This is a genomic window from Corynebacterium sp. c8Ua_99, assembly GCF_039907185.1.
GTDB lineage: Bacteria > Actinomycetota > Actinomycetes > Mycobacteriales > Mycobacteriaceae > Corynebacterium > Corynebacterium jeikeium_D.
Genome location: NZ_JASBOG010000013.1, coordinates 45286 through 68874 on the forward strand (window position 1 = coordinate 45286; position 23589 = coordinate 68874).

21 protein-coding genes are annotated in these 23589 nt (G+C 57.7%); 4 read left to right on the forward strand and 17 right to left on the reverse strand.

What is annotated here, in order from left to right:
• Complete coding sequence (locus QKE19_RS08400) at positions 1-354, forward strand: DUF3817 domain-containing protein (protein ID WP_005511118.1); 354 nt, start codon at positions 1-3, stop codon at positions 352-354.
• Positions 355-388: 34 nt separating this feature from the next.
• Here the strand turns inward: QKE19_RS08400 and QKE19_RS08405 are convergent, their stop codons facing one another.
• The 8 genes from QKE19_RS08405 to clpS form a co-directional block, all read right to left on the reverse strand.
• On the reverse strand, positions 389-1090 hold the full coding sequence (locus QKE19_RS08405; RefSeq protein WP_049172870.1) for a non-canonical purine NTP pyrophosphatase: 702 nt from the start codon (positions 1088-1090) through the stop codon (positions 389-391).
• On the reverse strand, positions 1087-1848 hold the full coding sequence (gene rph / locus QKE19_RS08410; protein ID WP_016422266.1) for a ribonuclease PH: 762 nt from the start codon (positions 1846-1848) through the stop codon (positions 1087-1089). Before rph ends, QKE19_RS08405 begins: the two co-directional genes overlap by 4 nt.
• Positions 1849-1916: 68 nt before the next feature.
• Positions 1917-2699, reverse strand: coding sequence for an MBL fold metallo-hydrolase (locus QKE19_RS08415; protein WP_347890811.1), 783 nt, complete (start codon positions 2697-2699; stop codon positions 1917-1919).
• A gap of 73 nt (positions 2700-2772) precedes the next feature.
• Positions 2773-3603: a glutamate racemase gene (murI, locus tag QKE19_RS08420; protein WP_049182076.1), complete on the reverse strand. Its 831-nt coding sequence runs from the start codon at positions 3601-3603 to the stop codon at positions 2773-2775.
• Between the two features lie 144 nt (positions 3604-3747).
• Positions 3748-4422 (reverse strand): rhomboid family intramembrane serine protease, encoded by a 675-nt coding sequence (locus QKE19_RS08425; RefSeq protein ID WP_070851998.1) that lies wholly within the window; start codon positions 4420-4422, stop codon positions 3748-3750.
• Positions 4423-4438: 16 nt separating this feature from the next.
• Complete coding sequence (locus QKE19_RS08430; protein WP_070857111.1) at positions 4439-5542, reverse strand: P1 family peptidase; 1104 nt, start codon at positions 5540-5542, stop codon at positions 4439-4441.
• Between the two features lie 85 nt (positions 5543-5627).
• Entirely contained in the window at positions 5628-6179 is a 552-nt protein-coding gene (locus tag QKE19_RS08435) for a DUF2017 domain-containing protein (protein ID WP_070833878.1), read from the reverse strand.
• Between the two features lie 30 nt (positions 6180-6209).
• The gene (gene clpS / locus QKE19_RS08440; RefSeq protein ID WP_005511165.1) at positions 6210-6503 is read right to left on the reverse strand and encodes an ATP-dependent Clp protease adapter ClpS; all 294 of its coding nucleotides are present in this window, start codon (positions 6501-6503) and stop codon (positions 6210-6212) included.
• An 81-nt stretch (positions 6504-6584) separates the two neighbouring features.
• Here clpS and QKE19_RS08445 point away from each other — a divergent pair, with 81 nt between their 5' ends.
• The 3 genes from QKE19_RS08445 (at position 6585) to QKE19_RS08455 (ending at position 11770) form a co-directional block, all read left to right on the forward strand.
• Complete coding sequence (locus tag QKE19_RS08445; RefSeq protein WP_016422259.1) at positions 6585-7895, forward strand: nicotinate phosphoribosyltransferase; 1311 nt, start codon at positions 6585-6587, stop codon at positions 7893-7895.
• 128 nt (positions 7896-8023) lie between these two features.
• Complete coding sequence (locus QKE19_RS08450) at positions 8024-10003, forward strand: ATP-dependent DNA helicase (RefSeq protein WP_347890815.1); 1980 nt, start codon at positions 8024-8026, stop codon at positions 10001-10003.
• Positions 10004-10186: 183 nt separating this feature from the next.
• Positions 10187-11770: an AMP-binding protein gene (locus QKE19_RS08455; RefSeq protein WP_070601158.1), complete on the forward strand. Its 1584-nt coding sequence runs from the start codon at positions 10187-10189 to the stop codon at positions 11768-11770.
• On the opposite strand, the gene QKE19_RS08460 is transcribed toward QKE19_RS08455, so the two are convergent.
• The 9 genes from QKE19_RS08460 to nrdH form a co-directional block, all read right to left on the reverse strand.
• Entirely contained in the window at positions 11767-12564 is a 798-nt protein-coding gene (locus QKE19_RS08460) for an aminoacyl-tRNA hydrolase (RefSeq protein ID WP_070601159.1), read from the reverse strand. The two genes, QKE19_RS08455 and QKE19_RS08460, sit on opposite strands and share 4 nt — an antisense overlap.
• Positions 12564-13856 (reverse strand): phosphoserine phosphatase SerB, encoded by a 1293-nt coding sequence (serB, locus tag QKE19_RS08465; protein WP_070601161.1) that lies wholly within the window; start codon positions 13854-13856, stop codon positions 12564-12566. Before serB ends, QKE19_RS08460 begins: the two co-directional genes overlap by 1 nt.
• Before the next feature lie 282 nt (positions 13857-14138).
• Positions 14139-15839 (reverse strand): cytochrome c oxidase subunit I, encoded by a 1701-nt coding sequence (ctaD, locus tag QKE19_RS08470; RefSeq protein WP_048732989.1) that lies wholly within the window; start codon positions 15837-15839, stop codon positions 14139-14141.
• A gap of 328 nt (positions 15840-16167) precedes the next feature.
• Positions 16168-17184 carry a class 1b ribonucleoside-diphosphate reductase subunit beta gene (nrdF, locus tag QKE19_RS08475; RefSeq protein WP_016422253.1) on the reverse strand — a complete coding sequence of 339 codons (1017 nt, stop codon included), beginning with the start codon at positions 17182-17184 and terminating at the stop codon, positions 16168-16170.
• 338 nt (positions 17185-17522) lie between these two features.
• Positions 17523-18968, reverse strand: coding sequence for an MFS transporter (locus tag QKE19_RS08480; RefSeq protein WP_083276371.1), 1446 nt, complete (start codon positions 18966-18968; stop codon positions 17523-17525).
• 50 nt (positions 18969-19018) lie between these two features.
• Positions 19019-19744 (reverse strand): purine-nucleoside phosphorylase, encoded by a 726-nt coding sequence (gene deoD / locus QKE19_RS08485; RefSeq protein WP_070857114.1) that lies wholly within the window; start codon positions 19742-19744, stop codon positions 19019-19021.
• A gap of 235 nt (positions 19745-19979) precedes the next feature.
• The gene (gene nrdE, locus QKE19_RS08490; RefSeq protein ID WP_347890816.1) at positions 19980-22124 is read right to left on the reverse strand and encodes a class 1b ribonucleoside-diphosphate reductase subunit alpha; all 2145 of its coding nucleotides are present in this window, start codon (positions 22122-22124) and stop codon (positions 19980-19982) included.
• A 174-nt stretch (positions 22125-22298) separates the two neighbouring features.
• On the reverse strand, positions 22299-22721 hold the full coding sequence (gene nrdI / locus QKE19_RS08495; protein WP_049181994.1) for a class Ib ribonucleoside-diphosphate reductase assembly flavoprotein NrdI: 423 nt from the start codon (positions 22719-22721) through the stop codon (positions 22299-22301).
• An 85-nt stretch (positions 22722-22806) separates the two neighbouring features.
• Complete coding sequence (gene nrdH / locus QKE19_RS08500) at positions 22807-23031, reverse strand: glutaredoxin-like protein NrdH (protein ID WP_005511161.1); 225 nt, start codon at positions 23029-23031, stop codon at positions 22807-22809.
• Between the last annotated feature and the right edge of the window lie 558 nt (positions 23032-23589).

The following is a 23589-nucleotide window of genomic DNA, read 5'->3' on the forward strand; positions in this document are numbered from 1 at the left end:
GTGACCAACATCAATCCAGATCGTCAAGAGCGCGTAAGGAAGGCACTGACGTACTTCTCCGTCACCGCCTATTTCACGGGTGTGATGCTGCTCTTGCTGTGTGCCGAGATGATTTACAAGTACCTCATCCTCGACAACTCCGCCGACGCGCCGCGGTGGTTCTTCTACACCGCCCAGATTCACGGCTTCGGCTACATGGCATTCCTCATTGCCACCGTAAACCTGGGCACCAAAGCCCGCTGGGAACCAGCAAAGTGGATCATCACCGCGCTCGGTGGCGTGGTCCCGTTCCTCTCCTTCTTTGTCGAGAAGAAGCGCCGTGAGGAAGTCGAGACCGCTTTCCAGCTGAAGTAGCGGGCTCTCGGCAGCCCGAGGGCTCGCCCCAGGGCTACCCCTTAGCCTCAACCTCAGCCAGAATTTTCAGCGCCGGAGTCAAGGCACGCAGTGCACGCCCCCTGTGGCTAAAAGCGTCCTTGTCTTCGGCGCTCATTTGTGCCGCAGACAAGGCCCCCTCAGCTTCGTTGCCCTCCCCAACTGCGGGCGCGAACACCGGATCGTAGCCGAACCCATTGTCCCCAACAGGCTCGCGCAGAATGGCGCCAGGCCAGCGGCCCTCTACAACCAGCAGCAGATTACCGGCTTCATCGAGGACCGCTGGGAAACCGCCGTCGGCAAGCGCGGACGGCACCTCCTTGGCACCGGGGACGACCAACGCGCAGGCGGTACGGAAGGACGCCGTACGACGCTCATCTGGGCAGTCCCCCATCTGGGCGAGCAGCAGCTCGTAGTTAGCGACATCGTCGCCGTGAGTGCCCGACCAGCGCGCCGAGAGCACACCCGGCATGCCGTTTAGCTCATCGACGCTGAGCCCCGAATCGTCTGCCAAACACGCGTAGCCGGTGTGTTTCGCACCATCGAAAGCCTTGATGTAGGCGTTGTCCGCAAAAGTGCGACCGGTTTCGGGGCGCTCTGGGTACTCCGGGACGTCGCTAAGCGAAAGAAGTTCCACCGAATCAATACCCGCCGCACGCAGGATGCGGTCGAGCTCGACTAGTTTTTTAGAATTTCGGGTAGCGACGAGGAGCTTCACGGCAGCTCACCCGGGTACGGCGCACGCAGAACTTCCTGCTGCAGGGCAACGAGCTCACGCAGGCCCTTTTCCGCCGAGTCGAGCATGTCATTCAGCTGATCGCGGTCGAAGGTGCCTTCCTCGCCAGTGCCCTGGATTTCGACGAACTTGCCCTCTGCGGTCATCACCACGTTGAGGTCGACCTCAGCGCGGGAGTCCTCCTCGTAAGGCAGATCTAGACAGACACGGCCGTCAATAATGCCAACCGAAACAGCTGCGACTGGTGCCTTCAGCGGGGTGCCCGGAACAGCGCCCACTGCATGCAGGTAGGTCAGGGCATCAGCCAGCGCGACGTACGCACCGGTGATGGAAGCGGTTCGAGTACCACCATCCGCCTGCAGAACATCACAGTCGATGTTGATGGTGTTCTCACCGAGTTCCTTCAAGTCGATAGCAGCTCGCAAGGAGCGACCGATCAGACGGGAAATCTCGTGAGTGCGACCCTTGACCTTGCCGCGCATTGACTCGCGGGGCATGCGCTCGTGGGTAGAGGCCGGCAGCATGGAGTACTCAGCGGTCAACCAGCCCTCGCCGGAGTCACGCTTGAATCGTGGCACCGACTGTTCGACGGAAGCGGTGCACATTACACGCGTATTACCGAAAGTAACCAGCACAGAACCGGCCGGATTGTCGGTGAAGCCACGAGTGATGGTCACCTTGCGCATTTCATCAACCGCGCGTCCATCGGCACGGCGAAAATCGGAATTAGCTGTAGTCATGCCAACTACCCTACCGCCCGGCGCGAAAGCGGTGCGACAGCTGTACGGAAACCCGATAATCGCTGAGACTAGCCGCCTAGCTCCATGCCCAGGTAGGCCAATTCAACGTCACCGGCAAAGGTACTCTTCGCAGCACCCAGTGCTTCCTCACCGTCTGCGTATGGCGGAATGTGAGTCAGCACCAGCTTCTTGACCCCCGCCAGTGTCGCTGCCTTTCCGGCCTCATAGCCCGTCAGGTGCATGTCCGGCGGTGTGCCCTCTTCGTTGCTGCACCATGTGGCTTCACAGATGAAGATATCCGCATTCCGCGCCAGCTCCACCAGTTCATCGGTCCACGCAGTATCTCCGGTGTATGCAATGGTCAGACCATCTGCTTCAATGCGGTATCCAACAGCTGGCACCGGGTGGACCATGTTATACGGCGTGACGACGGCGCCTCCGTCCGCTTCGCCCCCACCGACTAACAGTGGCTCACCGGGGTTACTCACAACCTGGTCAAAAGTGTCTTCCAGGTTGGCATCTTCTTCACTTCCCAGTGCTTTGCACATGGTGCCTATCCGGTCGTGAATGTCTCCGGGGCCAACCAGGAGATTCCGGGAACTCGCCGGGGCTGTCGGGTGGAAGCGACGCCAGACGAGCAGCCCTGGAATGTCTGCAGTGTGGTCTGGGTGCACATGAGTTAGTAACAAATCACAAGCTGCAGGATCAGAGATCTTCTGCAATTCGGCGAGGACACCGGGACCCAAATCAATGACAAAGGTTCGACCGTTATCCAGCTCAATGAGGTAGCCAGATGCTGGCGCCGATGGGCCACCCATGCTGCCTGTACATCCCAGAACCTTCAATCGCATACTTCAAGCTTGCCATGTAATTGATCAAAAACGAGCAAAAAACCAATGGAGTGTCTGGATTTAATAAGAAAGGTCACATTTGGGAATGCATAGTGACCTGGCTAATACCGGGCCCGAGGAAGCGCTTTGCCAGTGATGCAAAAACTTGCGGATCTCCAGTGGATTCAAATGTGCGCACAGGGGTCGGATTACTCTCCGGGTCAGCGAGCATGTCGGTCTTTGTGAGGATGCGCAGAACGTCCTTCGACGTCTCCTCCGCCGAGGACACTAGGGCGACGTCCTCGCCCATGGCCAGCTGAATCACACCGGACAGCAGCGGATAGTGGGTGCAGCCCAGCACGAGGGTGTCCACACCATCGGCCTGCAATGGCGCGAGGTAGCCCTCTGCAAGTCCCAGAATCTGGCGACCAGAGGTAATTCCTCGCTCGACAAAGTCCACGAATCGCGGGCAGTCGACCGCGGAGACATCCACACCGGGCACTGCATCAAAGAGATCTTGGTAGGCACGGGAGCGAATCGTGGCGGCGGTACCGATCACACCGACTTTTCCGTTCCTGGTGGTCGAGACCGCACGGCGCACAGCGGGCAGAATGACCTCGACTACTGGGACTGGGTAGCGCTCGCGGGCATCACGCAAAAATGCGGCCGAAGCAGTGTTGCAGGCAATGACAATCATCTTGCAGCCGCGTGCAACCAGTTCATCGGCGATCGCTTCAGCGTGCTGACGAACCTCGGCGATGCGCAGCGGGCCGTAAGGGCCGTTGGCAGTATCGCCGATGTACATGATCGACTCGTGCGGAAGCTGATCCATGATGGCACGCGCCACTGTCAGCCCACCGACACCGGAGTCGAAGATGCCAATCGGCGCTGTTCGGTCGGGGAAGCCGCTATCCTGCGCCGTCAGCTGATTGACTGCCTGAGTTCCTGCTTCTGCTCCCACCGCTATCTGGACTCCTCATATCGTTGGTCAAACACCGAAGCTCCTATTCTAGGCCGTTTCCGCCAGGAGTTGATGCCGCTTACCTCGGGCTCTTAGCGACGTGCACTCTTAGCCACGTGCGCGACCGCGCTTAAACATCACCGCAGCCCAGATGCCCGCAAGCCCACCGAAGAGGTGCATCTGCCAACTAACAGCCATCTGTGTTGGCAGCACTCCCCAGATAAGACCCGAGTACATCGATGCCAGAATCACGCCCAAAATAATCTGCATCACCCGACGGTTCACAAAACCGCGCACGACCAAAAACGCCAGCCAGCCGTAAATCAGGCCGGACGCACCGATGTGGACGGTATTTACACCGCCGACCAACCATGTCAGACCGCCACCAACGACCGTAATCAAGAGTGTGACCTGCCAAAATAGCCGCTTCGACGACATTGCAATCAAACCGGCAAACAACGCCCCGGGCAGAGAATTCGCCACAATGTGCCCGTAATCTGCATGCAACAGCGGTGCGGTCAAAATTCCCCATAGCGTCGAGGTTTCGCGTGGGCGCACTCCGAAGTTGTTCAGCGCCCCACCAAAGATGAAATCGTTGACAAGAAATACCGTCCAGATAAGTACCAGGTACCCAATAGCCGTACTGATGGCCGCACCGAGCCCGCCGTCGCGATCCTGTGGAACGATCTGATTATTCCGCCGCGTCTGCACGGGACCGCCCATCGGGTACTGCGCATAGTTCTGGTAATTCTGCTGTTGCCCCGAGCTCCATTGCGGATTCATTGGCGAACTTCCCTCACTACTTGTCCAGCATCTCTGACAGCGCGGCTACTCCCGCGCGTCCCGTTGCACTCATCACGGCATCGACAATAGCCATCTGCACCGCATCGGCCGCCATCGCAGCCAACAGGGCCACCACATCCGAGCCCACGGGTTCAGCGTTTTCGCTATCCGCTGCCTCGGCCGAGCTGAGCGCAAACAGCGTGTCACCGTCCATCGGTGCATGAGCCGGCCGAATCGCTCGTGCCAGCCCATCATGACCGCACATCGCCAACCGCTTCAACTGCGCAGTTGTCACCGGCGCATTGGTTATCAACGTGCCAATCGTCGTGTTTCGTGTGCTTGCCGACGACTCCCCGTCGCCAGCCGCATCTGCGAGAATCTTGGTTCTACCGACGAAAACCTGGTCCAACTGGGCCAATGCCTCCTTGCTGGCACCGGCAGCCGCCGGCATTCCGTAAAGGCGTCCCTCCGGGTCAATGACTGCACCAAAGGAGTTAACCACCATTGCGGCAGCCACAAAGTACTTACCATCGGCGGAGGTCACACGGGCTTGTCCAAAACCGCCCTTGATTGCCCCGGCCATAGCGCCGACACCGGCACCTACTGTTCCGGAGGGAGTGTCCTCCGGGACGTCGTCAAGCGCGTGCGACAGCGCCTCGCGTCCGAGTTCAGCGGTGGGCAGCGTCGGCTCACCTAACAGCAGGTCGAAGATGACAGCACCGGGAACGATGGGCACGAGGATATCTGGACGAGTTGGAGTGACCTCAAAGCCAATGCCGCGGTCACGCAGTTCACGCATAACTCCGTCGGCAGCTGCGAGGCCGTATGCGGAGCCGCCAGCCAAAACGACAGCGTGGGCGCGTTCGACGGTATTCTCCGGTGCGAGCAGGTCGGTCTCGCGAGTGCCAGGACCGCCACCGCGGACATCGACAGCGCCGACAGCACCGCCTGGAGCGGCGATGACGGTGACTCCGGTGTCCCCCTCAGCAGCATGGCCGATGGAGATGCCGTCGATGGAGTCGAGACATCCTGCGCCAATGTCGATGCTCGTGCCCAGCGCAGCACTGCTGGCTTGGTGTCGAATGTCGGTGGGGCTGATTGCGAAAATCTCAGAATTCATTGTCGACTACGGCACCTTTCACCACAGTTCATGGCAGTTAGCCTCAGTTGATTACTGCATCTTTTCGGGGTTTTGCTCGGATTCGCTACTCACCCATGAGCTGATCCAGCAGTGACTCTTGGTTGTAGGACAGCCACTGGTACATCGCGTCGGTCTGCTCAATCTGCTCGATGGAGCCATTGAGGTTCTCCATGGAAACGTGCAGGTAAATACGTAGGTCATTGATACCTGCAACCCAGGCATGGGCATCGCTTTCCGAAATGGATACCTGCCCCGACTCGGCGGGCTCCAGGGCGTCGATAATCGCACGCAGGGAATGGAGCTTGCTCTCTACAATCTCCGACTCATGCAGCTGGCGCATGAGGGCGTTTTCCCCCTCCACGCTCTCCTCACCCGGCTTGGTGAAGTCCGGCAACAGTCGCGCAAGCTTAGGATCGGCTGGGGCCTCGGAGTGTCCGACGGGCATTCCCGTCATTTCCGCGAGCTCATCCTTCGGCGCCGACCGGGCTCGCTCCATCAGCGAGTCCGCCACAGTAGCAGCCAGATTCAGCAGCAAATCCCGCTCCGTGCCTTCAAAAGCCGTGACGTACTTGACGCCACCGCCGAGAAGGGATCGCTTGCGCTTCCAAGGACGCATGTAAATTCTCTCCCGCTGTCGAATATCGGCTTAGTCAGCCTGCTCCATTGTTGCCCACAAGCCCGCCTTGTGGAGCTTCTTCACATCAGCCTCCACCTTGTCACGCTCACCGGAAGACACGATTGCCTTACCCTCCGTGTGAACCGTCATCATCAGCGCGTGCGCCTTCTTTCGGTCCATGCCGAAGAGCATCTGGAACACGTAGGTGACATAACTCATCGAATTAACCTGGTCATCCCACACAATGCACTGCCAGGGTCGGTTCGATTCCGTCACGACATCGGCATCCATAGTGGGCATCGGTGTTGCTGCTGGCATGCTCATAGGCACCAGGATAGTACGGAGTGGCGCGCGCTCGCCGGAACCGACTGCCCCGGCCAGCTTCAGCCGACTAGACTATTGACCGTGATTGATAAGCATTCCTCCACCGCCCTTCTCACCGATAAGTACGAGCTGACGATGCTGCAGGCATCGCTTGCCGACGGATCCGGCGAGCGCCAGGTCGCCTTCGAGGTGTTCGGCCGCCGCCTACCGAATGAGCGCCGCTATGGTGTTGTCGCAGGTACAGCGCGTGTGTTGGATGCTATCCGCAACTTCCGCTTCACCGAGGAACAGCTGGCTTCACTGGACTTCCTCGATGACCGGACGCTGGATTACCTGCGTAACTATTCCTTCAGTGGCCAAGTCGACGGCTACCGCGAAGGAGAGCTCTACTTCCCCGCCTCGCCAATTTTGACGGTGCGAGGCACTTTCGCCGAGTGTGTCATTTTGGAGACTGTTATTCTCTCCATTCTCAATGCGGACTCCGCCATTGCCTCGGCAGCGACCCGAATGGTCACGGCTGCCGGTGGGCGCCCGATTATTGAAATGGGTTCGCGTCGTACTCATGAAGAAGCAGCTGTGACCGCTGCCCGCGCCGCCTACCTGGCAGGTTTTAGCGCCACCTCCAACTTGGAGGCGGCGGCACGGTACAACATCCCAGCCTCCGGTACCGCTGCGCACGCGTGGACTCTGTTACACACCAACCCAGATGGCACGACAAACGAGGCTGCAGCCTTCAAAGCTCAGATTGACACGCTGGGGACCGACACCACTTTGTTGGTGGATACCTACGACATCACCGAGGGCGTCAATACGGCCATTGAGGTCGCGGGTCCGGAACTCGGCGGTGTACGTATTGACTCCGGTGACCTTGGAGTTCTCGCTCGCCAGGTGCGTCAGCAGCTGGACTCGCTGGGCGCACACAACACCAACATCGTAGTGTCCTCTGACCTCGACGAGTTCGCCATTGCGGCGCTGAGGGCCGAGCCGGTCGATGTCTACGGTGTGGGCACCTCTGTAGTCACTGGCTCCGGCGCACCGACTGCGGGACTGGTCTACAAGATGGTCGAAGTTGATGGGGTGCCCGTCGCCAAGCGCTCGTTGGACAAGCGAAGCCACGGTGGCGTGAAGGCGGCGATTCGTACCTGCCGCCGTTCCGGTACCGCCGTGGAGGAAATCGCTTTCCCGCTCGGCTCGGAAATCCCGGATGTGGGCAACCTGCACTACCGCGATCTAACCATTCCGATGATGCGCGATGGCGAGGTCGTCGATGGTCTACCGACCTTGGAGGAGTCCCGCGATCACTTGGTTAAGGCACTGGTCAGCCTCCCGTGGGAGGGGCTCGCACTTTCCCGTGACGAGCCGGTACTGTCCGTCCGTTTTCACGGCGTTTAGGCGGCGGGGGAACTGTGTCGGATACTCCCGAGCACGCAGATTTTGCTGAGCTATCGGACGGCTTTGAGGACGTTGACGATGCTGACGAGCTAGCTTCACCGAGAGCCAGCGTCCATGACTCGGATAGCATCGAAGCTCTTCTCGATGCAGCAGTGAAGGGACTCGGCGGAACAACTCGCCCGAATCAGGTCAAGATGTCCCGCGCGGTTGCCTCAGCCTTTGCACGCGAGCGGCACCTGGCGGTGCAAGCCGGTACCGGTACGGGTAAGTCACTGGCCTACCTGGTGCCCGCCATTGTGCAGGCAATGGAGTCCGACGAGTCCGTAATCGTTTCCACGGCGACCATTGCGCTACAGCGTCAGCTGGTCGAACGCGACTTGCCGCGGCTAGTCAGTTCGCTAGAACCGCACTTGTCCCGCACGCCGACCTTCGCAATCCTCAAAGGGCGTTCGAACTACCTGTGCAAATCCAAGGTCGGAAATGTCATCAAAGATCCCGTCATGGACGGTGACGAATCCGAGCAGGCCAGTATGGGCGGCCCAACTGCTCTACTCAGCGAAGCGCAGCTCAGCCGAACCGCTGCCGAGGTCATGCGGCTACGCGAGTGGGCCAATGACACCGACACCGGCGACCGCGACAGCCTGGACAAGGGTGTCTCCAACGAAGCCTGGCGGCAGGTCTCCGTCACGGCCCGCGAATGCGTCGGCTCTATTTCCTGCCCTTTCGGCGAGGAGTGTTTCGCCGAACAAGCCCGCCGCGAGGCATCCAACGTCGACATCGTTGTCACCAATCACGCACTGTTGGCCATCGATGCGCTCTCCGACGCCATGATCTTGCCGCAGCACGACTGCGTCGTCATTGACGAGGCTCACGAGCTCGACGGTCGAATCACCTCCGTTGCCACCGACGAGCTCTCCCCTGCCGGTATCACCATGATGGCCCGGCGCGCCCGCAAATTCGGCGCCGCAGAGCAGGTCGATGATGTCACCGATGCCACGGATCTACTCGGCGAGACCGTCGCATTGCTTGCCGACGCCTACAGCGGCGCACTCGAAGAAATTCCCGGTGAGCTGGGAGCGGCACTAGCTTCGCTCCGCGATAGCCTGTGGCAACTGCAAACCACGCTGGGCACCTCTGGCTCAGGCGGCTCTGGCGGGTCGGGCTCCGGTGGTTCGGGTTCCGACTCTGACAGCACGGAGCGCCAGACCGTGCGCGCAGCCGTGGAGAATATGCACGATACTGTCGTCCGGATTCTCGAGTTCAGCAGCGACGATGTCGTATGGCTTGGCGAGAACAAGACAGTTTATGTCGCTCCCCTGTCCATCGCAGCGCTGCTTCGCGAACGCCTCTTCGGCGAATCCACCGTCGTCTTGACTTCAGCAACGCTGGCTCTTGGTGGCAAGTTCGATGCCATGGCCGCTGCCTGGGGGCTTCCCTCCGGAGAGTGGGATGGCTTGGACGTCGGCACGCCCTTTGACCCGCAAAAATCTGGCATCCTCTACGTTTCACGCGACCTGCCTCGTCCGGGACGCGACGGCGCCACACCAGAGCAGTTCGCGATCATGGAACGCCTCATCCGCGCCGCTGGTGGGCGAACGCTGGGGCTGTTTTCCTCCCGCCGAGGTGCCGAGGCAGCGGCCGAGGAAATGCGCAAGCGCCTGCCTTACGACGTCCTGTGCCAAGGCGATGACTCTATCGGCGCTCTGGTTGATCGCTTCGCAGCTAATCCACAGACATGTTTGTTTGGCACGCTGACGCTGTGGCAAGGCGTCGATGTTCCTGGCCCATCGCTATCGTGTGTCATCATCGATCGTATCCCGTTCCCCCGACCCGACGACCCGCTACTGTCCGCACGCTCCGATGCGGCTAATGCCGCTGGCCGAAACGGTTTTATGGAGGTCTCAGCGACACATGCGGCGCTGCTGATGGCGCAGGGTTCTGGTCGTCTGCTACGTCAAGTCGATGACCGCGGGGTTGTTGCGGTGTTGGATTCACGGTTGGCGACTGCGCGCTATGGATCCTGGATTGCCGCGTCGATGCCGGACTTCTGGAGGACGACCAACCTGGATACTGCGGCTGGAGCGTTGCGGCGGCTGACCCAAACCTGATTCAGAGGGGGGCTGTCCGGGCTCACGAAGTAATGCTGGATCAGGCATAGTTTCTGGAAAAACTTCCACGCTTTTTCATCCAATACATTATTGTGATGTGTAACACAGCACTGCTGCAGCGACCTAGCTAATGATGCAGGGCACTTGGCAGCCGTGCGCGAGATTAGAAAGGCGATTTCCTGCATGCCCCTTTCCAGCAACCTCCCCGACATCGACATCCCGGAGACCTCGCTCTTTGAGTTCCTCTTCGGAGAAATTGAGCCGCGCCACCAGGACAAGCTTGCAATCGTTGACTCAGGCTCCGAGGTCACCTTCGGTGATCTGAAGGCCAGCATTGAGAAGTTCGCGGGTGCGCTGGCAGCACGTGGGATTAAGAAGGGCGACGTTGTGGCTCTTCACTGCCCCAACTCGACAACCTTCGCAGTCGCTCTTCACGGTGTCCTGCGCGCGGGGGCTGTCTGCACGACGGTTGCATCGCTGGCAACTGCTGAGGACGTTGAAAAGCAGCTGCGTATTTCTGACGCCAAGATGATGCTAACGACTTCGTCGATTGGTTGGGCCGGTGCTAACGGCGCTGAGGCCGCTGGTCTCCCGGAAGAGATGATTATCGGCCTGACGGGTCTCCACGGCATGGGCGAGCTGCTTGCAGAGGGACACGCAGCCCCGGACGTCGAGGTATCACCCGATGACGTTGCCGTGATTCCGTTTTCCTCCGGAACCACCGGTGTGCCGAAGGGCGTCCAGCTCACCCACCGCAACCTGGTGGCCAACGTCGCTCAGGCAGGCGGAGCCACAGTCAACGCGCTGACTGAGGACACCCCGGCCGTCACTATCCTGCCGTTCTTCCACATCTACGGCCTGACTGCACTCCTGAACCTGTCCCTGTGGCGTCGCACGACTCAGTACACCATGGGCAAGTTCGACCTCCTGGACTTCCTCTCCATCATCGCTGAGCACAAGGTCAAGTTCGCATTCATCGCACCGCCTGTTGCTGTCGGCTTGGCTAAGCACCCGGCTGTCGATTCCTTCGATTTGTCCAGCCTGGAGACTGTTTTCTCCGGCGCAGCATCCCTGCAGCTCGATCTCGCGGAACAGGTGGAAAAGCGCCTCGACTGCGTCGTCGCTCAGGGCTACGGCATGACCGAGTCCTCTCCCGCCGCCCACATCCGTATCGGTCACGATAGCCCGCTGGATTCCATCGGCCGCGCGGTGCCGAATACCCAATACAAAATCGTGGACCTCGAGGCCGACGGCTTCGAGGAGATTCCAGTCCCCTCCCAGGGGCGCTCGAAGCCAGGCGAACTGTGGGTTTACGGTCCGCAGGTCATGAAGGGCTACCTCAACAACCCAGAAGCTACGGCAGAAACGCTTGTCGACGGTTGGTTGCGTACCGGCGACGTTGCGGAACTCGACGAACACGGCAATGCGTACATCGTCGACCGCTTTAAGGAACTGATTAAGTACAAGGGCTACCAGGTTCCGCCGGCTGAGCTCGAGTCCGTGCTGCTCAGCCACCCGGGTATTGCCGATGCCGCCTGCAGCGGTGTCATTCGCTCCGACGGCGAGGAGATTCCAAAGGCTTACGTCGTCCTCAAGGCAGGCAAGCAGGTGACTGAAGACGAAATTATGGACTACGTCGCCGACCGCGTCGCACCGTACAAAAAGGTGCGGGTCGTCGAATTCATGGAGGAAATCCCGAAGTCAGCAACGGGCAAGATTCTGCGGAAGGACCTCAAGGCCATGGAGGCAGCACGCGCTCAGCTTTAAGCTGCCGCCCCAGGAGTCACAGCGACAGTCACTGAGCCGGGTGCAATCTCAGTAAACCCGGCATCCTGAACCTCAACCGCGCGGAGCTCTGGCGCTGGCCACTGCTCCCGGGGTGTTTCCTTAACATCTAACGCATAGCCACTTTGCGCCCACGCCCACGCTTCCTCGACCGACAGGCTGGCCGCATAGAGCATTGAGCCGTGTCCAACTTGTGCGGCCACCTTTCCAACGGACATATTCAGGTTTTTGTCCACCCAAATCACTGGCGGAGCAAAGGTGTCAGCTCTCCCATGGTTGCCCGAGTCGTCGGGAGGTGTGGTCTCCGGGTCGTCGTAAGGCAAATCGGTGCCGGAAATTTGTAGTTTGGCAATCTCCGGGTAGGTATCGTCGACAGGAGTTGGCACTAGTGCGCGAGCTTGCGCGCCGTCGACGTCCACGGTGACACCCGGTGCAAGCTGAGCGCGTTGCCAGCCGATATTGCGAGCGCGACGTGTGAGCTTGCGGATGCGCGCACCGTACCAAGACACCAGACCTTGTTGATAGGCCGAAGTGTCATCGCCTGCACGCTCGTCGAGGCAACAAGCAACAACAGCCATCGCGGCGGCGCGGAGCAGCGCAGTGCGCGAGGGGCGTTCCTTCTTCGGAACCTCAAGCACAATAGCCATTGCCCACGGCACATCCTCGCCATGGTCTTCCCTATCGGGTTGTGGCAGGAGGCTATGGGCAGTGCGGAACCACTCCGGCACCGATGATGCGTCCGTGACAGCGAGATTCTTGTGATCCTCGCGTCGCACTACTGCTCCAACGGCACGCGGCGGAAGGTGCCATCTTCGCGGTCGGCATCGTCGATTTCATCGCGGGAAATGCCCAACATGAACAGAATCGAGTCCATGAATGGAACGTTGACCGACGTGTCAGCGATTTCCTTCAGCGCCGGCTTCGCGTTGAAAGCAATACCGAGGCCCGCGACTGACAACATATCGATGTCATTGGCGCCATCTCCGACAGCGACGGTCTGGTGCATCTGAAGCCCTGACTCCGCGGCGAACGCCTTAAGACTGCGGGCCTTTTCCTGCCTATCAACGACACCGCCGACCACGCGCCCGGTCAGCTTTCCGTCCTCAATCTCGAGGGTATTGGCCTTGTAAAAGTCCAGACCGAGATCCTTTGCCAGTGGCTCCAGAATCTGGATAAAGCCACCGGAGACAGCACCACACTTGTAACCGAGACGTTTCAGCGTGCGGATCGTAGTGCGGGCGCCAGGGGTCAGCTCGATGGAGTTGGTAACTTCCTCAAGGACGCTGACCGGCAGGCCTGCCAGAGCCTTAACTCGCTCGTGCAATGACTCAGCAAAGTCCAGTTCACCGCGCATAGCACGCTCTGTAACCGCTGCAACCTCCGCCTCGCGACCAGCGTGGGCGGCCAGCATCTCAATGACCTCACCGGTAATCAAAGTGGAGTCCACATCGAAGCAAATCAAGCGCTTGGATCGGCGCTGCAAACCTGCGCGTTCAATTGCGATGTCAATGTCCTGGTCCTGTGCAAGCTCGGCCAGCGCCTTACGCAGCGGAATGCCCGCACCCGGCTTCGGGTCCGGAATAGAGACAAGCAGCTCCAGGCCAGTAACTGGGTAGTCGGCAATACCGCGAATGGAATCGATGTTTGCACCGTAATCTGCGAGAGTACGGCCGATACGGGAAATATCCTCAGCATTGACCGGATTACCCAATACGACAAGTGCGTGGGTAGATCCATCGCTGCGCTCAATCGGGGCATCAAGCTGGAAACTGACTGTCATGCCGTGAGGCTTCAGTGTTTCAATGAGCCCCTCACGCAGAACGCCGACCTTCTCTTCTGTGACGCCAACAAGCGCACCGAGACTCAAATTAGAGCGGAACACCGACTGCTCCACATCAAGAATCTGAACTCCGTGGGCCGCGAGCACACGGAAGAAGGATGCCGAGACACCCGGGCGGTCTCGGCCAACAGCGGTAATAAGCACCGGAGCTAGTCCCGGTGCTAACGAAACCGACAAGGCATCGGTATCTGCGGACTGACTGGGAGAGGTAATTACCTGTTCATTCACCAATCCAGTATCGCATGAAGCCCCGGCAGAGTGCTCATCGCATTGCGGGATTCCGCACTTCGGAGGGTGGCCAGTCGCAGCCATTAGCTGTCGCCCCCCTGCTCTCCGCTGCTCTCCCCTTCAGCTCCCTTGGTGCGCTCCCTGCGCCCCCCCCTTACTGCGCCTTCCCTAGGAAAGACTTTCAAAGACAAGACTACGGCCCCATCACGGTTCTCCGTGATGGGGCCGTAGCTTCGCGTAGTTATTAACTCAGAGTTGCATCAGCCATGTAGCCACTAGCTCTTAGAGCTGGCGACCAACGTGGGCCTCTGCGCGCTGACGCTCAACCATGTGCGGGTAGTGCAGCTCGAACGCCGGGCGCTCCGAGCGGATGCGCGGCATCGAGGTGAAGTTGTGGCGCGGCGGCGGGCAAGAGGTAGCCCACTCGAGAGAGTTACCGTAACCCCACGGGTCATCAACAGTGACGACCTCACCGTAGCGCCAGGACTTGAAGACGTTCCAGACAAACGGGATAACAGACAGACCCAGGATGAACGCACCAACGGTGGAGATCATGTTCAGGGTGGTGAAACCATCAGTCTCGAGGTAGTCGGCGTAACGACGCGGCATACCCTCGTTACCCAGCCAGTGCTGGACCAGGAAGGTCAGGTTAAAGCCGATGAAAGTCAGCCAGAAGTGAACCTTTGCCAGCTTCTCGTCGAGCATACGACCAGTCATCTTCGGGAACCAGAAGTAAACGCCCGAGTAGGAAGCGAAGACCAAGGTACCGAACAGGGTGTAGTGGAAGTGTGCCACGACGAAGTAGGTGTCGGAGACGTGGAAGTCCAGCGGCGGGGAAGCCAGCATAATACCGGTCAGACCACCGAACAGGAAGGTCACGATGAAGCCGAGAGCGAAGGTCATCGGGGACTCGAAGGTCATGTGGCCGCGCCACATGGTACCCATCCAGTTGATGAACTTAACACCGGTCGGGACCGAAATCAGGAAGGTCATGAACGAGAAGAACGGAAGCAGAACGCCACCGGTCACGAACATGTGGTGCGCCCACACAGCCATGGACAGACCTGCAATAGACAGGGTTGCGAAGACCATACCTGCGTAGCCGAACAGCGGCTTACGGGAGAAGACCGGAACAACCTCAGTAATGATGCCCACGAACGGCAACAGCAGAACGTAGACCTCTGGGTGGCCGAAGAACCAGAACAGGTGCTGCCACAGCATGGCGCCACCGTTTGCCGGGTCGTAAATGTGACCGCCCAGCTTACGGTCGTACAGAACACCCAGAGCAGCTGCAGTCAGAATCGGGAAAATCAGCAGAGCCAGAATCGAGGTAACCAGGATGTTCCAGGTGAAGATTGGCATACGGAACATGGTCATGCCCGGTGCGCGGAGGCACAGGACAGTGGTGGTCATGTTAATAGCGGAAGCGATGGTACCGACACCACCGATACCGACACCGACAATCCACAGGTCAGAACCGACACCCGGGGAGTGAATCGGGTCAGACAGCGGAGAGTACATGGTCCAACCGAAGTCAGCAGCACCACCCGGAGTCAGGAAGCCCGACAGCATCAGAATGCCACCAACAGTGGTCAGCCAGAAGCCGAAAGCGTTCAGACGCGGGAAAGCCACGTCCGGAGCACCAATCTGAAGCGGCAGAATGTAGTTAGCAAAACCCCAAACAATCGGGGTACCGAACAGAAGCAGCATCACCGTGCCGTGCATGGTGAACATCTGGTTGAACTGCTCGTTAGAAAGGAACTGAAGTCCTGGGGCGAAGAGCTCAGCACGGATAAGCAGAGCCATCAGACCGCCGACAAAGAAGAACGAGAAGGACATAATGATGTACATAATGCCCAGCTTCTTGTGGTCGGTCGTGGTCAGCATTTCCCACGCCCAGCTGCCCTTACGCTCATGTCCGAACGGCTGCGGCCGTTCCGGCGCTACAACGCCATGATCTGGACGAGGCGCTACTGCAGTCATTCTTCCTCCTTACTACGCGAAGATTTCCTGTAACTCACTACAGGGATTTGAAGTTTTGTCCTTGTGAGAATAGTGCAGGTGAGTACGCGACGGCGAACCCACCTACCACTATGTGCCAGATTCTAGTCTGAACCTTGGAAAAAGTTAAGGCCAAGGGATTTTCCGGCCAACTTCCCCACTCAGCTAAGCACACTATTAGTTTCCTGAGAATTGTCTTAACCTGGGCTAACGCCTTTTTAGCAGGAACCGTCGAGGCTAGGACTACTACCCCCGTGTGTGCTGTCACCAGAATAGGGCTCGGTGCGGAATGCTCCCTACACCTGTGCTTTTAGAAGTCCCAGTCCTCATCCTCGGTTACTTCAGCCTTACCCATGACATAGGAAGAGCCGGAACCTGAGAAGAAGTCGTGGTTTTCGTCAGCATTCGGCGACAGAGCCGACAGGATTGACGGCGAAACTCGAGTCTCGTCGGCCGGGAACATACCCTCATAGCCCAAGTTGTTCAGAGCCTTGTTGCCGTTGTAACGCAGGAAACGCTTGACATCCTCGGTCCAACCGAGTTCGTCGTACATCTCTTCGGTGTACTGAATCTCGTTGTCGTAGAGATCAAACATGAGATCGAAGGTGTAATCCTTCAGCTCGTCACGTTCAGCCTGGGTCAGACGCTCCAGGTTGCGCTGGTACTTGTAACCGATGTAGTAACCGTGAACTGCCTCATCACGAATAATCAGGCGAATAATGTCCGCGGTGTTGGTCAGCTTGGCGTGGCTGGACCAGTACATCGGCAGGTAGAAGCCCGAGTAGAACAGGAAGGACTCCAGCAAAGTGGAAGCGACCTTCTTCTTCTGCGGGTTATCGCCCTCGTAGTAGTCGAGGATGATCTTGGCCTTCTTCTGCAGGTACTCATTTTCCTCGCCCCAACGGAACGCATCCTGGATTTCAGGAGTCGACGCCAGCGTCTGGAAAATCGACGAGTAGCTCTTTGCGTGCACCGATTCCATAAAGGCGATATTGGTGTACACAGCTTCCTCGTGCGGAGTCAGCGCATCGGGGATCAGCGATACTGCGCCAACTGTGCCCTGGATGGTGTCCAACATGGTCAGACCAGTGAACACGCGCATCGTGGTGCGCTGCTCCAGCGCGTTGAGCGTATTCCAGCTCTTGATGTCATTCGACAGCGGCACCTTTTCCGGCAACCAGAAGTTACCGGTCAGACGATCCCAAACCTCGAGATCCTTGTCATCAGGAATCGTGTTCCAGTCAATAGCCGCAACTGGGCATGCACGCGACTCTGGATTCTTCTCACGGTGGGCCGGAGTCGAGGGTGGGCAATCATCGAAACTCACGTGGAAACCTCTCCCTTTTTCATTGAAATTGCCGTTTTTCGAACGCACCTTATATATAAGGAACGTCCTTCACTCTTAGTGAGTTCAAAACAGCGGCTGCAGCGGTGGCTATTCCAGCCTTGTCCCACTACGAAACGCCAGGCTCCCGATGAAAGGAGCCACTACCCTTAGCAGCTTACCCACACCCGCATTATTAAGCACGCGGCTCTTGCTCATCTCTCCAATGAACGCCTTTTATTTGTACCCTCTCCCCTCATGCGCCCACGTCACACAAAGAAAAAGGTGCTTGACGACGCAATGTCCGTCGTCAAGCACCAAGCGCAAGATGTTGCGCGACCCTAGGCTTGGACCCTCTCGCGGTTCTCTGCGGTGTCGTTGATGATGCGGTCGGAGATGACGTACACCAGCAAACCTACGACAGCCATGAGCGCCAGCAACCAAGCGATGGTAGCGGAGACCCCTTCTGCTTCAGACTGCGCGATGGAAAGGGCGCTGAAGAAGGCCGGTCGAGAATCAACAAGCATAGCCGTTAACGCAATGCCAACCGGGACGGCGATGTTGATAGTCAGATTGTAGAAACCGATTGCAACACCGGACTTGGCCGCAGGAATGTTCTGCAGTGCGGTCGCGACCAACGGCGCATACATGAGCGCGAACCCTGATGGGAACAGAATCATAGACACGATAACCGTGGAAACACCGGCTCCCGGCAGCACCGCAGGAATGAGTAGTGCGACGATAATAATGCTGATGGCAGCGACAATAGCCTGCCTCGAAGTCAGGAACTTGGCAACCTTGCCGGACATTACACCAACGATGACCGCGCAGAGATAGCCCGGCGCGAGAATATAGGCAGCACCGTCGAGGTTGATGCCATAGAGTTCGTCGACCATATACGGCAACAGAATGGCCGAATACCCCAACTGGACCATGTAAACCACGAGCACAACAATCAGCGCGCAAACGTAGCGGGCATTGGTAAAGAACGACGGGCTGACCACGGCGTTGTCATGTGTCCGGATGTGCGAGACAAAGAGCGCGACGCCCAGCGCAGCGGCCACCAGCCACCACCATTGGAACTGCTGCATGAACAGCATCACCGCAGTGGCGATGACCGCGATGAGGAACAAGCCAAAGATATCCAGGTGACTCTTCTGCTGTTGCTCCTCCGGAACTGTCTTGATCAGGAACGGAATGGCAACTATCAGAATGAGCGAAATCAGGAACATAGCCGGCCAGGAAATGTAGGTAGCCACGATTCCCGAGGTCAACGTTCCAATCAGCAGTGCAGCTTGGAAAGCCGCGGTGGAAAAGCCGAGGTAGGTTTTCTGATCTTCTGGGCTTAGGTACTTGGTGACATAGATGACGTAGAGTGTCTCAGCCGCCGCCAGACCGGCAGTTTGAATAATGCGGGCAGTAAGCACCACTGGCCATACGCCCTGGAAGAAATAACCCAGTAGAGAGCCCACTGCGACAAAGCCGATACCGACAATCATCAATTTGCGGATACTGATGCTGTCCGCCAATGCGGCGTACACCACCGCGCCAATGCCAATCAAAATACCGGCGAGTGTCGCCTGCAGACTGGCCGTGGAGACACTGAGATCCAGAGATTCCGCAATCGGCTTGGTCATGAACTTAAAGCCATTGTCCAAGACCAAACAGAATACAAAGGAAAACAGCAAGACCGGGACTGCGGCCTTAGGGTTTGGCGCGGCAGCGTTGGACGCTGCGCTTTGAGAGGGGTTCACATTTACGCTGGTATTGCTGGCGGGATTACTCATCGCACTGTACCTATTTCACACTTCAAGCCGATTGATTGCAGACCAGGGCTCTAGAGCCGAGCCAGCGGCAATGCCAGCTCCATCATCGTCGTGAAGGCCTTCTCACGTTCTTCCGGAGTGGTCTTTCCACCGGTGACGATGTTGTCCGACACAGTGAAGATTCCCATGGCCTCCACCCCAGCCTCGGCGGCGGTGGCATAAAGGCCAGCAGATTCCATCTCCACCGCCAGCACCCCCATGCGGGCCCAACGGTCGTTCACATCATCCTGGAAGTTGTAGAAAATATCGCTGGACAAGATGTTGCCGACGTGTGTTGTGATGTCCTGCTCGCGGGCACGATCGCGAACATCTTCAATCAGGCGGAAAGACGCGGACGGGGCGAATGTTCCCGGCAAGTTGTACTGCGAAAGAAAATTGGAGTCAGTCGACGCCGTCTGACCGATAACCACGTCATACAGGTCCAGCTCCGGCTGCAACGCGCCGCACGAACCGACGCGAATCAGCTTCTTGCAGCCGAAAACATGGATAAGTTCCCAGGAGTACAGCGAGATAGACGGAATACCCATACCGGACCCCATGACAGACACTTCCTGCCCCTGGTAGGTGCCGGTAAAGCCCAGCATGTTGCGAACTTCGTTGAACTGAACGACATCGTCCAAATAGGTCTCCGCAATGAACTTCGCACGCAGCGGGTCACCTGGCAACAAAATAGTTTCTGCAATCGGCGCACCCTTTGGGTTGATGTGTGGAGTGCTCTTACCAGTGGTATCGGACATGGCTTCCAGCCCCTTCTCCCACTAGCCGTGGGTGAAAATTATGCGAACATTGGTGTACCACTGCCCAGGTTAATTACCTGCATTACAACCGTCAATAGTAATATTTACATTTGTTCCCAATTGGGTGGAGTGACGAAAAAGGCGCGAGAACCTCCCGACAAAACTCGGGGAAATTCTCGCGCCTTCAATGTGCTACAGCTAAAGCATTAGATGCCTAGCCTTCAAACACGCTTGCTTAAAGCATGCAGGATACGCAGCCCTCGACCTCAGTACCCTCCAGCGCAACCTGACGCAGGCGGATGTAATACAGAGTCTTAATACCCTTGCGCCATGCGTAAATCTGCGCACGGTTGAGATCACGAGTGCTCACCGAGTCCTTGAAGAACAAGGTCAGCGACAGTCCCTGGTCAACATACTTGGTAGCGACCGCGTAAGTGTCAATAATCTTCTCGTAGCCGATCTCGTAGGCATCCTGGAAATATTCGCGGTTGTCATTGTCCAAGTGCGGAGCCGGGTAGTACACGCGACCGATCTTGCCCTCCTTGCGGATCTCAATCTGAGATGCAATCGGGTGAATCGACGAAGTCGAGTTGTTGATGTAGGAAATCGAACCGGTCGGCGGCACTGCCTGCAGGTTGCGGTTGAACAGGCCGTACTCCATGACGTCGGCCTTCAGCTGCGCCCAGTCCTCAGCGTCCGGAATGTGCGCGGTGGAGTTCGCGAAGATCTCCTTGACGTGCTGAGTCTTCGGCTGGAATTCTGCCGGATCGAAGTTGTCGAAGTACTTGCCGCTGGCGTAGTCGGAGTTCTCAAAGTTGACGAACTTCTGACCGCGCTCGCGAGCAATCTTGTTGGATGCGCGCAGGACAGCGTAGAGCACTGCTGCGAAGTAGGCGTTGGTGAAGTCCAGGCCCTCTTCCGAGCCGTACATAATCTTCTCGCGGCCAAGGTAGCCGTGCAGGTTCATCTGCCCCAGGCCGATCGCGTGAGATCCGTCGTTGCCCTTGCGAATCGATGGCACCGAGTCAATAGAAGTCTGCTCACTGACCGCAGTCAGGCCACGGATGGCTGTCTCGACAGTGCGACCGAAGTCCGGCGAGTCCATGGTCATCGCAATGTTCAGCGAGCCAAGGTTACAGGAAATGTCCTCACCCACGTGCTCGTAGGACAGGTCCGCATTGTAGGTCGACGGGGTGTTGACCTGCAGAATCTCCGAGCAGAGGTTCGACATGTTAATGCGGCCCTCAATCGGGTTCGCGCGGCTAACCGTGTCCTCGAACATGATGTACGGGTAGCCGGACTCAAACTGAATCTCAGCGATGGTCTGGAAGAACTGACGCGCGTTGATCTTCTGCTTACGAATACGCGGGTCCTCGACCATATCCGCGTAGTTCTCAGTGATATTAATGTCCGCGAACGGCTTACCGTAGACACGCTCGACATCGTACGGGCTGAAGAGGTACATGTCGTCGTTACGCTTGGCCAGCTCAAACGTGATGTCCGGAATGACAACGCCAAGCGACAGCGACTTGATGCGAATCTTCTCGTCCGCGTTCTCACGCTTGGTATCCAAGAAGCGCATGATGTCCGGGTGGTGCGCGTGCAGGTAGACAGCGCCAGCACCCTGACGAGCACCCAGCTGGTTAGCGTAGGAGAAGGAGTCCTCCAGCAGCTTCATAACCGGGATGACACCGGAAGACTGATTCTCGATGTGCTTAATCGGAGCACCCTGTTCACGCAGGTTGCTCAGCAGCAGCGCCACACCACCGCCGCGCTTGGACAGCTGCAGCGAGGAGTTAATGGCGCGACCAATGGACTCCATGTTGTCCTCGATACGCAGCAGGAAGCAGCTCACCGGCTCGCCGCGCTGGGCCTTACCGGAGTTGAGGAATGTAGGAGTAGCAGGCTGGAAACGTCCGGTGATGATCTCATCAACCAGGTGCTGCGCGAGCCCCAAGTCGCCGTCGGCAAGCGTGAGAGCAACCATGCAGACACGGTCTTCGTAGCGCTCCAAGTAACGCTTGCCGTCGAAGGTCTTCAGTGTGTACGAGGTGTAGTACTTGTAAGCACCCAGGAAAGTCTGAAAACGGAACTTGTGGGCGTAGGCCTGCTTAAACAGTGCCTTGACGTCCTCAAATTCGTACTTCTCCAGAACCTCGGCCTCGTAGTAATGGTTCTCTACCAGATAATCGAGCTTCTCCCGCAAGTTGTGGAAGAACACAGTGTTCTGATTGACATGCTGCAAGAAGAACTGCCGCGCAGCCATGCGGTCTTTATCGAACTGAATCTTGCCGTCTTCACCGTACAGATTCAGCAGCGCATTGAGCGCGTGGTAATCCAGCTTGTCCTCACCCACCGGCTCCGCGACCTGCTTGCCCATTTCCGACACGTTGACTCCTTTAATATTCATTTGCCTGCACAGGGTCTGTTCCAACACTGCCCAGAGCAATCCAATCTAGCTATTTTCCTCGCACACCGCTTTACGACGGCTTCCGCGAGCGTATCCATTCGGTTGTCCTCAGTGCCCCTTCCCTCGACACTGAGGCTTGCCAACTTAGGCGCTGGCTCTACCGTGGAAGAATTCCTCTAGCCCTTCTCGGACTCGCCGCACATCGTGGTCGGTTCCCATCAGCTCGAAGCGATATAGATATGGAACCTTGCACTTGTAGGAGATGACATCCCCTGCTTTACAGAAGTCCTCACCGAAGTTGAGATTGCCGGCAGCAATCACACCTCGGATGAAAGAGCGGTTGTGCTCATTATTAAGAAATTTGATGACCTGCGGAGGAACTGGCCTTGAGTTACCACCGCTGATGGAAACGCCACCACCATAAGTCGGACAAATGAGGACATAGGGCTCATCGACGATAAGCTCCGGCTCATTACGACGGATGGGAATGCGGGCATTTTTGATACCTAGCTTTTCAACAAACTTGTGTGTATTCCCCGTCGCCGAGGAGAAATACACCACCAGCATGAGAGCTTCACCCTTTACATCGCAAAACCCCCGCAATCTTCGCTTCCCGGGTGGTCAACGAAATCTGCGGAGAGGTGTGTGATTCTTACGCTGCCTGGAGAGCCTTGATGCGATCCGGACGGAAACCCGACCAGGTCTCAGTGCCAGTGTCAACGACCGGCGCCTGGAGGTGACCGAGAGCCATGACGTAGTCCCGAGCCTCATCGTCCATGGTGATGTCGACGATATCGTAGGCAATTCCAGCCTTATCGAGGGCACGAGTGGTAGCGCGGCACTGGACACATGCAGGCTTGCTGTAAACGGTAACCATGACTCTCACAAACTTTCTGGCTTTGGGTAAGACCAATGAATCGGATCGACTTCGTACAAACAACGGAAGCGGCCGAGGAATCAGCGGATTGGTTGAATGACCGAAAGCTCCCAGGGTTCATGAGAAACCGAGTACGGGTGGCAGACAGGTCCTTTTAGCTCTCCTTGGCTCGACATCGAAAACACTACACTTGGCGCCTAGAAAACTCTAGTCATACTAGATGTAGTACTCACAACCATGGTATTCCCTGTTCGGAGATCTCTGGCGCACAAGATGTTGTACACAGACGCACCACAACCTTGTAATTTCACGCTAAAAATTCTAGAAAATCGTAGAAAAACAACTATCGGTGGATTTTGGTTAAACCAATTACTGCATGACGCCCCGCAGCCGACCGCACCGATTCCAGGCGCCGCAGTGTCCCCGCCCTGCCTTTGTCCCTCCCCTACCCAACTTCGGATTCCGCAGCGATCTCAAAAATCGCGGGCTGCACATATGAACACGGGCTGCACATATGAAACTGTGCGAGTTTATGACACTTTCAAGCCAATTTTCGGG

Excerpts from the sequence above, each read along its gene's own strand:
- QKE19_RS08435 (WP_070833878.1), bottom strand. The coding sequence starts at position 6,179 with ATGCGTCCTTGGAAGCGCAAGCGATCCCTTCTCGGCGGTGGCGTCAAG.
- QKE19_RS08480 (WP_083276371.1), bottom strand. The coding sequence starts at position 18,968 with ATGAGTAATCCCGCCAGCAATACCAGCGTAAATGTGAACCCCTCTCAA.
- nrdH (WP_005511161.1), bottom strand. The coding sequence starts at position 23,031 with ATGGTTACCGTTTACAGCAAGCCTGCATGTGTCCAGTGCCGCGCTACC.
- nrdE (WP_347890816.1), bottom strand. The coding sequence starts at position 22,124 with ATGGGCAAGCAGGTCGCGGAGCCGGTGGGTGAGGACAAGCTGGATTAC.
- QKE19_RS08455 (WP_070601158.1), top strand. The coding sequence starts at position 10,187 with ATGCCCCTTTCCAGCAACCTCCCCGACATCGACATCCCGGAGACCTCG.
- rph (WP_016422266.1), bottom strand. The coding sequence starts at position 1,848 with ATGACTACAGCTAATTCCGATTTTCGCCGTGCCGATGGACGCGCGGTT.
- deoD (WP_070857114.1), bottom strand. The coding sequence starts at position 19,744 with ATGTCCGATACCACTGGTAAGAGCACTCCACACATCAACCCAAAGGGT.
- ctaD (WP_048732989.1), bottom strand. The coding sequence starts at position 15,839 with ATGACTGCAGTAGCGCCTCGTCCAGATCATGGCGTTGTAGCGCCGGAA.
- nrdI (WP_049181994.1), bottom strand. The coding sequence starts at position 22,721 with ATGCTGGTGGTGTATTTCTCCTCGGCGACGGGGAATACACACAAGTTT.
- clpS (WP_005511165.1), bottom strand. The coding sequence starts at position 6,503 with ATGAGCATGCCAGCAGCAACACCGATGCCCACTATGGATGCCGATGTC.
- QKE19_RS08425 (WP_070851998.1), bottom strand. The coding sequence starts at position 4,422 with ATGAATCCGCAATGGAGCTCGGGGCAACAGCAGAATTACCAGAACTAT.
- QKE19_RS08415 (WP_347890811.1), bottom strand. The coding sequence starts at position 2,699 with ATGCGATTGAAGGTTCTGGGATGTACAGGCAGCATGGGTGGCCCATCG.
- QKE19_RS08430 (WP_070857111.1), bottom strand. The coding sequence starts at position 5,542 with ATGAATTCTGAGATTTTCGCAATCAGCCCCACCGACATTCGACACCAA.